Annotated in this window: 8 protein-coding genes; 4 read left to right on the top strand and 4 right to left on the bottom strand. The window is 47.7% G+C overall.

All coding sequences use genetic code 11. The annotated features are described in order from the left end of the window. Positions 1 to 39 precede the first annotated feature (39 nt). The 4 genes from UNH61_RS15750 to UNH61_RS15735 all read left to right on the top strand — a co-directional run bounded on the left by UNH61_RS15750 (position 40) and on the right by UNH61_RS15735 (position 6,603). Positions 40 to 1,023, top strand: a complete 984-nt coding sequence (locus tag UNH61_RS15750) for a FecR domain-containing protein (RefSeq protein ID WP_326992919.1) — start codon at positions 40 to 42, stop codon at positions 1,021 to 1,023. Positions 1,024 to 1,070: 47 nt separating this feature from the next. Then, entirely contained in the window at positions 1,071 to 4,520 is a 3,450-nt protein-coding gene (locus UNH61_RS15745; RefSeq protein ID WP_326992918.1) for a SusC/RagA family TonB-linked outer membrane protein, read from the top strand. A 14-nt stretch (positions 4,521 to 4,534) separates the two neighbouring features. Next, complete coding sequence (locus tag UNH61_RS15740; protein ID WP_326992917.1) at positions 4,535 to 5,896, top strand: RagB/SusD family nutrient uptake outer membrane protein; 1,362 nt, start codon at positions 4,535 to 4,537, stop codon at positions 5,894 to 5,896. 281 nt (positions 5,897 to 6,177) lie between these two features. Beyond that, entirely contained in the window at positions 6,178 to 6,603 is a 426-nt protein-coding gene (locus UNH61_RS15735) for a VOC family protein (protein ID WP_326992916.1), read from the top strand. Between the two features lie 63 nt (positions 6,604 to 6,666). Here the strand turns inward: UNH61_RS15735 and UNH61_RS15730 are convergent, their stop codons facing one another. The 4 genes from UNH61_RS15730 to UNH61_RS15715 form a co-directional block, all read right to left on the bottom strand. Continuing rightward, positions 6,667 to 7,491 carry a hypothetical protein gene (locus UNH61_RS15730; RefSeq protein ID WP_326992915.1) on the bottom strand — a complete coding sequence of 275 codons (825 nt, stop codon included), beginning with the start codon at positions 7,489 to 7,491 and terminating at the stop codon, positions 6,667 to 6,669. A gap of 9 nt (positions 7,492 to 7,500) precedes the next feature. Beyond that, complete coding sequence (locus UNH61_RS15725) at positions 7,501 to 9,312, bottom strand: hypothetical protein (protein ID WP_326992914.1); 1,812 nt, start codon at positions 9,310 to 9,312, stop codon at positions 7,501 to 7,503. 9 nt (positions 9,313 to 9,321) lie between these two features. Beyond that, the gene (locus UNH61_RS15720) at positions 9,322 to 12,705 is read right to left on the bottom strand and encodes a carboxypeptidase-like regulatory domain-containing protein (RefSeq protein ID WP_326992913.1); all 3,384 of its coding nucleotides are present in this window, start codon (positions 12,703 to 12,705) and stop codon (positions 9,322 to 9,324) included. A gap of 105 nt (positions 12,706 to 12,810) precedes the next feature. Beyond that, entirely contained in the window at positions 12,811 to 13,758 is a 948-nt protein-coding gene (locus tag UNH61_RS15715; protein ID WP_326992912.1) for a FecR domain-containing protein, read from the bottom strand. Positions 13,759 to 13,807 lie beyond the last annotated feature (49 nt).

The raw sequence follows: 13,807 nt of genomic DNA, 5'->3' as shown, positions 1-13,807 counted from the left end.
GGCGCATTTTTGCTTCGTCAATATCTATATCGATTATACATGCAAGAGGAAGAACTAAGGTTGTTGCTGGAAAAATACAAAGCAGGGCGGTGTACGGATGAGGAGCTGGAGCAGCTTCGCAGTTGGTATGATTCCCTGGAAGAAGGAACTGCACTTCCCGGTTGGGATGTGTATGATACGGCCTACCTTGATACAAGATATAAGGAGTTCCGGCAGCGCATACCTGAACAGCGAACCAGGTATCGCCGGCTGTATGGCGGCATCGCTGCGGCAGCTGTGCTGGCTGGCGTCTTATGGATGGTCAGGCATTTTAATGCCGTGGCGCCATCAGCTGTTACTGCACCTGCAAATGCAGTAGCTGATTTAAAATCGGCCAGGGTTCCCGGAATGCAGGAAGCTACGGGATATGACCGGCACCTGGTGCTACCCGACAGTTCGGTAGTGGTACTACGCGCGGGAAGTACAATTTCACCGGCGCCGGATTTCAATACAAAAGAAAGGCGGCTGACATTACAGGGGGAGGCTTACTTCGATATTCGTACAGATGCCCGGAAGCCTTTTATTGTGAAGGCAGCTGGCATCTATACCTATGTGTTAGGTACTGCATTTAATATCAAATCGGATGTCGCCTCAGGTAGAGTTACTGTCACTGTTTCCAGTGGAAAGGTAAGGGTGGAAAAAGATAGTAAAAAGTTAGCTATCCTTACTAAAAGACAGGAAGTGGTATTGAAAGAAAATATGCCTGTTGAAACAGCTGTACCGGTTAATACAGGCCGGCAGCCGGATTGGCTGGCAAAGGGATTGTTGTTTAATAATATGACACTGAATGAGGTATGTAGCCGGCTGTCGGACCGCTACCAGGTTACATTCAAATTCAATGAACCAATAGATAAGAGCAAACGGGTAACTATTACGGATGCATTTAATGGAACAGAACCGCTAACCGAAATCCTGGATATCGTTTGTACAACTTTAGGATATACATATACAGTCACAGATAGCATTGTCACTATTACAGTTTAATAGTCGTCGCTTATAGCATATCAAAAATCAACCAAACCGCCTTTAACATGAGGAAAGTATGTCTGCTGCTGATGCTGGCCGTCTATGGCCTGTACAGTCATGCCCAGATCCTGCAAAAGAACATCAGTTTATCGAAGCAACATCAACCCCTGGCCACCCTGCTTACAGAAGCAGCCAAACAGGCAGGATGTAAAATTTCATTTCCGGCCGAAGAAGTTGCCGGAAAGAACGACGTTAGTGTCCATTGTGTTAATAAGCCACTGGGGGAGGCCCTGCAACAGATGCTGGAAGGAACAGCTCTTGATTTCAAGAGTGTTTCCGGCACTGTTGTCGTTTATGTAAAAACAGGACCATTGTTACCTCAGGAGCCGGCAGTAAATCTGGCGGGTATAGTAAGAAATGAACAGGGAGCACCATTGGCCTATGTAACCGTACAGGTAAGCACCGGCGGCGTAATCACCAACAGTACCGGTGCTTATATGCTACGCAATGTGCCAGCCGGTGCAGTAGTTCGCATTTCCTGCATGGGCTACGAAACTATTACCCTGAAAGCTCAGGAGCTGGCGGATATGAAAGACGTAGTCATGAAGTTCGGCCGGCATAATTTGGGAACGGTGGAAGTGACTACGGCTTATCAGCGCATACGCCCGGAACAAAGTACAGGTGCTATCGCGTCTATCACCACAAAGGAATACGAGTCGCGGATCAGTACGGACTTTTTGTCGGGCATCCAGAATAAATTACCGGGAGTACTGATCAATAACGACATGAAATTTGAAGGGAACTCATTGTTCCAGATCCGTGGATTATCTACTATCTCCGCTAACAAACAACCACTGATAGTGGTGGATGGATACCCTACTGAATTGTCGCTCGATGCTATCAATCCCAATGAAATCAAATCAGTGACAGTGCTGAAGGATGCAGCGGCTGCTACTATTTATGGTGTACGCGCTTCCAACGGTGTGGTGATCATAGAACGGAAACAGGCAGAGATTGGCCGCACGAAGTTTGCTTTCCGCACTACGCTGGGATTTACCGGCAAAGAAAAGTATAACACCTACCGGCTCGGGCCTAACACAGCGGTGCTGGACTATTTGCGGGATAATTACAAAGACGGAACAGATATGCCGGTCGACTGGAGTTACTATAAGACACGGTATTATAACTATCAACCCGGATACGAAATTCTGCTCGACAGAAATGCCGGGCTTATTAATCAAAGTGGGTTGGAGAAAAGGTTTGCTGAGTTGGGGGGGTACAATAATGCGGCGGATTATAGCCGGCTGTTTCTGCGTACAGCCGTTACGCAACAATACGATCTGAATTTTTCCGGCGGCAGTGAAAGGGCTACTTATTATGTTTCCGCGAACTATAAAGGAGATCGTTTATCGCAGATCAATAACAACGACAGCCGCTTTTTATTGTCAGGCAGGGCAAACTATAAGTTCAACAGGCGTTTCGCATTGGAGTTGACTACGGATTACCTTGAAACACAAAACAGGACAGCGCCGGTACCTGATTTTATGAATGTTTATGGGTACGAGCGTTTCCAGGATAAGAACGGGAATCCGCTGCCTGTTTTCGCAGGTTCGAGAATGAATCCTGTATTCAATGATTCTATCCGTAAGCTGGGACTTTATGATAACCTGGCTTATCCGCTCGTGGATGTTAACGAGATCAGTGATCTTACGAAAACCGTCAATAATAAGATCATTGCCAACTTTACTTATCAGTTGGGACACGGATTCAGTTTGCGTTTCGGTGGTATCTACGAAAACTCACGGGCAGATCTGAAACACTATGCCAGTGAAAAATCGTCCGAGGCCCGTCAGTATGTGAACGAATATGCGGAGCAGGGAACCAACGGGATCATCTATAATATACCGAGAGGCGGGTACATCAGGCAGGCAACCAATAACACCCTGAGTTATACGCTGAGAGCGCAGCTGGACTATAATAAAATACTGAACGACCAGCATTCGTTTAACCTGATTCTGGGCGCGGAAAACAGAAAGGTGACCAATGAATCAAGCAAGAGCGCTGTTTTTGGTTATAATGATCAAACATTATTGCAGCTGCCGGTTGACTACAATAAGATTTTTACAGGATACTGGGTATCTACATTTGCCGGCGGAAACCCGCGGCTGAACTACAGCGATTTATTTGGCAAGGGATATTCTGACGATCGCTTTGTATCGGGCTATTTTAACGGGGTGTATGCTTACCGCGGAAAATATTCTTTGTCGGGTAGTGTACGCATCGACCAGTCGAATTTATTCGGAACAGATCCGAAGTATCGCTACAAGCCGCTCTGGTCGCTGGGAGCGGGATGGAATATAGACCAGGAACGTTTTATGCAGGGCGCAAAATGGCTGGATGCTTTGAAGCTGCGTGCAGCATATGGATTTAACGGGAATACCTCCAAAGCCAGTATTCCGCAGATAGTGGCGGCTTATGCCACCAACCTGAGAACCAACCCGCCTTCCACTGCGCTGGACCTGGCATCTATGCAGAATGCGGCACTGCGATGGGAGCAGACCCAGAATCTGAACGTTGGGCTGGATTTCCGGTTTATTGGAAGGATTTACGGCAGCCTCGATTATTACCTGAAGAAAAGTAAAGACCTGCTCGCTGCGTCGCAGATTGATCCTACTAAAGGATCCAGCAGTGCGGTGTTGAATGCAGCGTCTATCCGGAATAACGGAGTAGAGCTAAACCTGCATGCCGACTGGATCTCCCATAAGCGTTTTAACTGGAATACCGGTATTGCACTTTCTGTTAACACCAATAAGGTGCTGAGCCTGTATGTAAACAACCAGGCAGATTCTTATTCATTTATCTCTAATAACTACGTAGTAGGGTACCCGGTAGGCGCTATGTTTAGCTACCGTTATGCAGGCCTCGATACTACTGGTCTTCCGTTGATGTACGATGTGAACGGGAAAATCAAACAACCTGGTTACGGCGCACTCAATGAAGGGTTCAGGGATCTGGTGTATAATGGAAACAGTATCCCTTCCATGAGTGCCGGGCTGAGCAACCGGGTAGACATTGGTAACTTTTACGTGTACTGTATGATTGATTATTACGGAGGATTTAAAACAAGAGTACCTGCGCCATCGATATATAATACCAGGCCACTGGAGGGAAGCGAAAATTACTTCCGTCATCCCGGCGATGAGAAGAAGACAGATGTTATGGGGCTTTATCCTTATTGGTTGTATAATAATTATCATTTTTATGTTTACAATAATGCAGACAGAAATGTGGTGAATGGCGCTTACTTCGTACTGCGCGATATAACCCTCTCTTACGATTTCAGAAATGTGGAACAAATCAAAAGGCTTGGTTTCTCCAGCTTCGAACTGAAGCTGCAGGCCAGCAATCTGACTACCATAGGCCTGAACAAATATGATTACAGCCTTGCTACAGGCAGTTTTGCGAGAAGGCATCTTGTTCCTTCTTATACGATAGGTTTATTCACCAACTTTTAACAGCAGGTAAAAAGATGAAACATATTATTGCAATATTCGGAATGGCAGGACTGATGTTCGCTGCGACTTCCTGCCGGAAGTACCTGGATGTGGAACCGAAAGGAAAAGTAATTCTAAGTACCGTCAATGATTTCGACCTGTTCCTGAATAGTTCATCGCTGACAGCCAGTGGTGCACGGGAACTTAACCTGCTTTCTGATGAGGCTGATGTACCTGCCATTCCGTTGGTGCCCACCCGACCGGAAGACCTGGTATACCTTTGGGCTGAGCAGTACAATACCGATACGAAGGATGTTCCGGTTATCTGGGGAAAACATTATGGCAATATATACAAGTATAATGCGGTGTTGCTGGGCATTAATGCTGCCCGCAACGGTACGGACGCGGATAAAAAGCGTATCCGGTCGGAAGCTTTGTTGGGGCGTGCATTTGAATACCTGTATCTGGTAAATCTCTATGCAAAACCATATAATAGTACAACGGCCGATAAAGATCTGGCGGTGCCATTTATGGTGTCCGTAGATGTGTCGGAGAAAACACCGACCCGGAGCACTGTGGAAGAGATCTATAATCATATCTTTGCTGATATCAATGAAGCTATTCCCGGCCTATCAGCCAGCAATGCAGCTAACCGTTTCCGCGGATCGGTACCGGCGGCGTACAGTATACTGGCAAGGGCCAGCCTGTATTGCGGACGTTACGATGATGCAGCGAAATATGCAAAGATGGCTATGGGTGATAATCCGCCGGCATTGATTGATTATAATACGGTGACGAAATCATCACAGTTGCCTAAAATGGTCGACCGCCCTACTGAGCTGTATGCACGGTATTCTACCTATCCCTCGTCCTGGGAGTATCCTACACTCAACTTCCTGAAACGCTTTGATACCAGCGATCTCCGCCTGCGCCTCTTTTACACGTCATTGGGCGACCTGAGTTTTCAAAAAAGGGGAGTATCTTACTTTGCGGTAAACGGAACACCGGTACCCAACTTCGGTACATCGGTGGAAGAAATGAAACTGATCATTGCAGAAGTGGCAGCACGCAAAGGCGATATGGATGCCGCACTCGGACAGTTGAACGATATCCGCAAAAACAGGATCCGGAAATCTGCCTGGAAACCACTTACGTCAGCAGATAAGAACGAAGTACTCGATTGGGTGATGCGGGAACGCGGATTTGAACTGGCCTTCCGTGGATTCAGATGGATTGATATGCGCCGTCTGGACGCGGAGGGAAAGATGCCGGCCGTGGTACGATATGGTGCTAATAATGAAGTACGTGCTACTTTGCCACCGAAAAGCGCCCGGTATACATTACAGATACCTATGAGCGTTTTGTATTTTAATCCGGATATGCCCAGGAATGAATAGTAAATCTGGCAGATGATTGCAGGGGGAGGCTGAAACTGCGAATGAGCCGGAGTGTATTAAGGAGATTTTTGAGAAGAAGATGAAGTGAGGCCGTTACTCTTATTGAGGTGTAGTAAGGATTTTATTTTGATATAAATAACGCCCGGTGGCTTTTAGCTACCGGGCGTTGCAGTTTCTGCAGAATATCGCAAAACTCCCCTTTTTTGTCGTGTCCAACCCCCTACAATTTTTTTGCTCTTAATAAATTTGTAGAGACGATAGATAACCAAAAATAAACTAACATGTCACAGATTAATCCTCACATCACATTCAACGGCAACTGCCGCGAAGCCATGACATTTTATAAGGATGCGCTTGGCGCAACGCTTGATATTATAACAGTAGGCGAGTCACCCATGGGGAACCAGTTCCCGGCCAATACGGCAGACAGTATCCTGCATTCCAGTCTTACGAAGGGCGAAATGGTGCTCTTAGCATCCGACGGGCGAGGCCTTGAAGAGGCCGTAAACCCTGCGGATAACGCCTTCTCCCTGTCGCTCAGTTGCGGTTCTGAAGAGGAGCTGAAAAACTATTTCTCCAATCTTTCAGGTGGCGGTAGTGTCATATTTCCCCTGCACGATTTTTTTGCAGGGAGGATGGGTGTGCTTCGCGACAAGTTCGGCGTTAAATGGACAATTGGCTACTACCCAAGCCCAGCGAGGTCTTAACTGATAATTCACCGGCTGGCCGGCTCTCACTTAAAAAGTGAAAGCCGGCGACGGCATTTGATACTATTCTGTTTTTCGTATATCCAGCTGTGCATTTGGTATAATATTCACCGTTTTACCAGTAGAGGTTACGTACTGATGCGGGTTTCTGTAGTACTTAAGAATGAGTAGATAAGACTGCCCGGGGCTTGCTGCAAGATCATTTCTGGCGATGACGGTTGAAGTATCACGGGCATTGAAAATCCGGATCTTTAGTACACTGTCTGCCGCCAAAGGATAGTTGATATAAGAAGACGTACTGCCGTAACGCATATTCCGCAGACCGTTTACCAGGTTATTCCCGACGCGTACATTCACCGAATCCGCATCCGGACAGAGCTGTACGAGCCGTAACCTAACCCCGGCAATGGGAGTGGCTGACTCTTGTAACAGGAGGGTAGCTGCATAATTCCCAAGACTGTCAGATAACAGGCAGGTATAGCGCTGTTGCTGCTGTATTGCAATTGGAAAAGTAAAACTACTGGTGGCATCCGGAGTATGCAGACGAATATCCATATTATAGTTACCCGGCATGCAATGATCAAATACCGACCAGGGGATAGTGTTCTGAGGATTAATAGCCGGAAAATCCTGGCGGGCGCCCCGTTCATCGGGTGTAAAATAAGGCATCTTCCCCGTGAGTAAAGCCGACTGTTTTCCGGCATTTGTAACTGGCAGGAATACCCTTTCGTTGCTGCCAGGGTTAGCGGGCAGAAAAGCATCCAATGTATAAGAGGCATTAAAAAAAGCCAGTTCCGCATAAGCCGCATCTTTTTCATATGAAACCTTGCTGCAGGCCGACAGCGCAATAATGCCCGGAACAAGTAAGAAAATAAATCGTGTATTCATGAAATAAGCTTAATGTTTTTTAATCCTGTAAATCTCCATGGGCTGAACTTTTGCCCCAAAACCTGTAGTGTTCATAGATCTGAAATAAAGGTTATTATGGCGATCGAAACCGATGAAGAAGTTGGCGCCTTCCAGTCCACGCCTGAGCGGTGAGAAATTGACCCATTTAGTTTTGCCGGTTGTTTGATCCTGCCCGGGTACATCATCCCTGTTAATACCTATTTCCGTTCCCGCATAGGCGTAAGCGTTATGTTTGCTGAAATTGACGCTCAGCAAAGATTTGCCGGGATAGCCGTATCCACCCGGAAAGAAAACACCGTCGCCGTTAGACAGTATGTAATAGTTCACAAAATTGGCACTCTGGAGCATGACGGTAGGGTGATGATACCCGGTAGCAGTGGCGTCGACAGATGAAAAGGAAAATTCATAACCAGGCTGACCAACCACTTCTTCTTCCATATCTTCCGTTGAAATAATATGCAATTGAGCAGCAGGAGAGTACACCTGATAAATAAACCGGCCATCCGGACTCATTTGCTGACCACTATAAAAGAAAATAGCGTTTCCGGGAACGGGTGCACTGGCATAAGGTTTCGCCAGCGATTTTACTTGTCCGCCCCGTATACGAACAAAATTATTCACACCGCTTGTGATATTGCCAGTTCCATATCCATACCAGGTACGTGCAGCAAAAGAATCGCGGGAGGCATACCAGGCCGGGTCGCTGAATTGCGGGAATTTAGGATTACCTGCGAGTGGACTTTTAGGTGTGACAACGGTGTTATAGGCAAAATTTGAAGCCAGTAACGTACCATCCAATGCCACCTGCAGATTGCCCAGCGCCAGTTTTGCATCAGCCAGATTCCCTTCAGCAGGCAGGTAATTTTTCGACGGATCATATTGCAGCGTAACCAGATCACTGGAACGCTGATAGGAGGCCGCCGGTTTCATGAATAAAGAACGGTTCAGTACTGTTACAGCCCCCGAAGCCGGATCCATCCTGCAAAAGCGGGTGATGTAGTATAGTGCCGTATCAGCAGTCGCTTCTTTGGTAGACGCTGAAAAATAGACAGCTGTTTCATCCATGTCTACCGTAAAACCTATAATACTTACCACGTCAAACGCAGTTCCGGTAGAAGGAGTAACGTGAGTGCCTGTACGTAATACAGATGAAGTGGCTCCATTACTTATTTTAAAGATACCGCCAGGTTGATTGTAGAACCAGATATTACCGGCACTGGTTACAACGCCGCTACGCCAGAGTGAAAGCCCTGCATAGGTATCCGGGTTATCAGGCATCCAGGCAGCCACTTTTTCAACTACCAGCGTGGTATCGGTAGCCCCCGGAATACTGGTGAACTGCTGGAGTTTGATGGATGGCGCATCTACAGTAGTGCCATTAACCGTGATAGTCACGGGTACATTGTTGCCGGTGAGTAAACCTTTTTTAACGATACATTTCAGATAGTCTATTGTGATCCACGCAGTGTCCCCGATACTTTTATTGGGTCTTCTGAATTGGGTCTGGTAAATAATATCCAGTGTACTGTCGCCGATGCTAACCACCCGGTGAGCGTCTGCACCGCCCAATATTCCTCCTATGGTAAGTGTATCACCAGGCACTATTGTGTTGGCAGTATTGCCGTATTGATAATAAAAGAAAGAGCCATCTGCACGATAGAGATTACCTTCTCTAAGTACTGAATAAATCTTATGCAGCAGGGCATCATTTTTATCAACCTTTTTGCATCCCAATCCCAGGAACAGCAATAGTCCCCAGCAAATGATATTATTTATTTTGTAAGATGTTGTATGATACATAAGCTATTTTTAAAAGGAGTATATAAACGAAAACAACAGGTAACGCCCGGGCTTGTAACTTCTGAAAATGTTATCTCCTTTGTATAGTGGTCCTTCAAAAGTGCCCCCGCTGCCTTTGGCGATGCCTGTATTTTTCTCAGGCGTATATTTATTGTCGTAATCATGATCTTCCGCAATACGCACTGCCTGATCCAGCAGGTTCTGAATGCTGACCTTCATATTAAGCGAGCGGTAAAGTCTTTGTGTAACAGCAATATCGAGTTGCTGTCGCGGCAGTTCCAGCAAATTAGGACGTATGAAGGATTGATCCGTTGGATTGCCATTGGGATCTTTGTCGCTGCTACCGTGTGCTTCCTTCGTTGATACCATGGATACTGCATATATCGTAGGTCCGGAAACGTTATAGGTGGCGGATGCCTTCAGTCCCCAGCCGGGGTTGTCGTAGAACAGGCCGGCATTCAGCACATAGGGAGCCTGGCCCTGCAGCTGCCGGTCTTTGAAGGTGCTGTAAAGCGCCGTATATCCGGTACTGTCGCCCTTCATGCTTTTATTGGCTCTGCTACGTATCCATGCACCATTTATCATGACAGACAGCTGCCTGAAGAAACTTCCGGGCAGGAATGAAAGACTCTTGCGTATTTCTGCTTCCACGCCCAATACAGATGCTTCGTCGGCATTCCAGTAGCTGATATTGGTGGGCATAAAAGAAACCGCGCCAGATTTATCATTGCGTATCTGTTCTATTGGGTTTTTCAGCCGCTTGTAAAACACGCCTGCACTGATCATTTCCTGTTGTTGGCGTGGGTACCATTCGAAGCGCAGATCATAGTTGTCTATTTTCGCCGTTACCAGGGTAGGATTTCCGGTGATCGTTACGTCATTCATAAAGTCGTAGTCGGAAAATGGAGAAAGCTCCCGGAACTCGGGCCTGTTGATGGTTTTGCCGTACCCTGCGCGGATTACCAGCGCTGAGTCAGCAAAGGTATAGGTGGCATTCAGGGATGGAAGCCATACTATAAGCGGCTTTTTGATCAACAAGGGTACGAAGGCGCCGTTGTCAATAACGGCAGCGGATAAACGTTGATGATCGTTTTCCACGCGCAACCCGCCTACCAGATTCAGGCGCCGGTTCAATAACTGTGCATCTCCCATCAGATAAAATGCACTGCACTTTTCATCCGCCACATAGCTATCGGTAGGTTGTGTAGCGTCGTAGATGGCGAGCCCTGTACCATCCTGCCGGAAGTAGGTATTCGTCCATACCCGGCCCAGATCTTCTTCGCGGAAATTCAGCAGGTTCGGATCACTCTTGCCAAAATTGTCGTGGATACCGGGATCAAGGTTCCCGAATCCTGCGGGATCTATGCCTTCCAGTCCGGCTCTGTTCACCCGGAAGAAGCGGCGGTCTACCCGGCGATTCTTGAACAGCTGATAGGTCCCTGCCCTGAGCTGCAGCAGTGAAAACGGGGTGAATGTATAATCCAGCGAAGCATAGTAGTTTTCTTCGTTGTTGGTGATAAAGCTCCGGTTCATCATCCCGAGGTATACATCGCGATAGCTGGAGCCATTGCTGCCGGCTGCTGCCAGCAGCCCCTGCTGTCCGAAGAACCGGATGTTTCTTTGATCGGGTACCTGTTGCTTATAGTAGTTATAGCCCGCGCCCCATTGCAAAGAATGTTGTGCTCTTTTATCCAGTGTATGCGTTCCCGTAAGACTGCCTGAATAAAGGGTTCGCTGCTCAAACGATTCCAGTATTTCTTTATTGCGGAGCCGCTGCGAGCTATCCTGCACCGGCAGCATATTAGGCTGCGACAGCGCAATGGACGTATTCTTATTGCCTTCATTCAGTATGAAATTCTTCCATTCAATGGAGTGGCGGCTATTTAATTTCAGCAGCAGGTTTTCCATGATGTTGATCCGGCCTTTCTCGATCGACTGATTAGCGCGGCTGATCTTGTTTTCATCGGTAGTAAGTCCGTAGTCGCCAAAGCTGAGTGAATACAGGTTACCGGTTTGACGATATACCTGTTGTATCCGGTATTCCCGTGTATAATTCACCATCGTGAAATTATAAAGACGGGCAGTACCCAGTCTGAAGTTGTCGAAGTAGTTGGCAAAGGCCTGGATATCGGGCCCCATGCGTTTGTTGCCGGTTTGCAGATCCGGAGAAAAAGCCTGCAACAGTGGTTGTTGGGAGAAGTCTTTTTGACCGGAAGCCGGCCGTATACCAGTGGCATGCGTGCGGATGCCGTCGTCGAAGCCCAGCCAATCCAGCTTTCCGCCGTCGTAGGTTGCGCCGTTTTTAAAAGTGGTAGTGCTTCTTCCTGCCACTTGTACGCCTACATCGAAGTGGCGTACCGGCCTGGCGTTTTTGGTGAAGATTTTCACTGAACCACCCGTTACATCACCAAACAGATCGGGGGTAGGAGATTTATAAACCAGGATGCGGTCGATAATGGGAGAGGGCAGCAGATCCAGCGCAAAGGCGTGTGTATAAAGCTCTGTACCTGGAGCAAGACTGCCATTCAGGTAAGTTTGGTTATAGCGGGCATTCATGCCGCGTACCACAATAAAACGTTCATCCGTTACCGTTATACCGGGCATTCGCTTTACAATTTCCGCTGCATTACGGTCGGCCAGTTTATTGATAAGTTCATTGGATATACCTGATACCACTGCATTGGCGCCCCGTATCTCGCTGATGATTTCACGTTCAGTGGAATAGGATACCGCTTTGAGCCTGTGTGGGCCGGCGGTTACCACTACGGCATCTAACGATTTACCGGCAGTTAGCCGCACATTGTATACAGTGGTACGGCCAGAATCCACCCTGATATCAGGTACCTGGTTATGCTGATAACCGATAAAAGATACCAGTAAAGTATACTTACCTGCAGGAACATCTTTCAACTCATAATAACCGCGGGTATCTGCAGCCGCGCCTTTGCTGGTACCTTCCAGCTGTACGGTGGCGCCGGGCAGGGGTTGCGCAGTTTCCATATCTACCACTCTTCCTTTCAGGACGGAGGAGCTGACAGCATGCTTTTTTTGATCAGTACCTGTGTTAGCGGACAGGCTAAAAGAAATAGTGCCTCCTACCACAAGATATTGCAGGTGGTACCTGTCTTTCAGCTCCGTTAATACCTGTTGCAGCGGTACCATGTGCCAGTTGATCTTTTCAATGGAGATGGCCCGGCAATCTGCTTTTGAATAAGTGAAACTGAAATTGGTTTGTTTGTCTACCGCTTCCAGTACCGCCGCTGCATTAGTGCCGGTAAGAGACAGCGAGATCTTTTCAGACAGCTGATAGGTTTGCGCCACCGCGGCAACGGGGCAGTACAACAGGCATAAAAGGATATATCCCCACCATGGACGCCAACAGGCACGACACATCCGTTTTTGGGATTGCCCCAAAATCATGTTACATTTGCTTATCATTTTTTTTAATTTTCTCCGGGGGCTGTTCGTAGCAGCTCCCTTTTTTCTGTTAGTATGTGATTAATAGATGACTAATGTATTTCCCTGTAAGCGGTATTTCAGTTGATGTATGAAAGTAATGCCTGCCAGCATCTGAGCGGGTGTTTCCCTTGCAAAAGTGGCGGATACAGGCGTTTGCGGGCGGTTTTTATTCTTCCAGATCACTTGCCAGTTATTGCGTTTTGCCAGCCTTTCAATAGCTTCTGACAGCGGTACTTCATTAAATACGGTGAAGCCGGTTGTCCAGGCACTTACATTATCACTCACATTTGTTACCTGCATACTGTTAAGTTCTTTTGACCAGATCGCCATTTTACCCGGTTGGAGCAGGGCATCAGCAACAGTATCCGCAGGGTGGAAGCGGACTTTCCCACTCAGCAGCGCTACCTTCACCTGTTTTTCATCCGTATAGGCTTCTACGTTAAACGCTGTACCCAGCACAATGGTACGCGTGCCGGCAGCCTGCACTACAAACGGCCGTGTTGGATGAGTGGAAACGCGGAATAGCGCTTCCCCCTGCAACTTTACGAGCCGGATGCTATCAGTTGATGGTTCCTGCCACTCCAGCTGAGAGAACCTGTTGAGCCATACCTCCGTACCATCGGGCAGCAGGATCTTTTTCTGTTGATTATTGGTGGATGCCAGTTGCCAGGTATAGTTTTTTTCAGTGCGGCTGCGAAGGTAGCGATAGCCGTATATGGAGGTGGTGACCAGTATGCCGGTAAGGGCTGCCGCTATGCTCACCCGTGCTAATATGCGTTTGCGGGAAACGCGCAATCGGGCAGGCAGGGCAGGCAGGCGTTCGCGGAGGTAAGCCTCTTTAAGCCTGCTTTGCTCGTCGGTAAACGTGCCGGATGTGATGGCCAGTTGATCGTACCATTCATCCACCATTTTTTCCTCGGCTGGCGTGCATGCTCCCTGCAGATACTTTTGCAACAGGTCGTTAATGGGTTGCGGTGATTGTTCCATACCCTGTTATCTCGGAGGGAATAGCTGAGAGTACCCTATCAGGTATGTT

Origin of the sequence: Chitinophaga sp. 180180018-3 (genome assembly GCF_037893185.1) — a bacterium.
GTDB lineage: Bacteria > Bacteroidota > Bacteroidia > Chitinophagales > Chitinophagaceae > Chitinophaga.
Note: the sequence above shows the minus strand (reverse complement) of the source record. Positions and strands in the feature narration are given on the sequence as shown.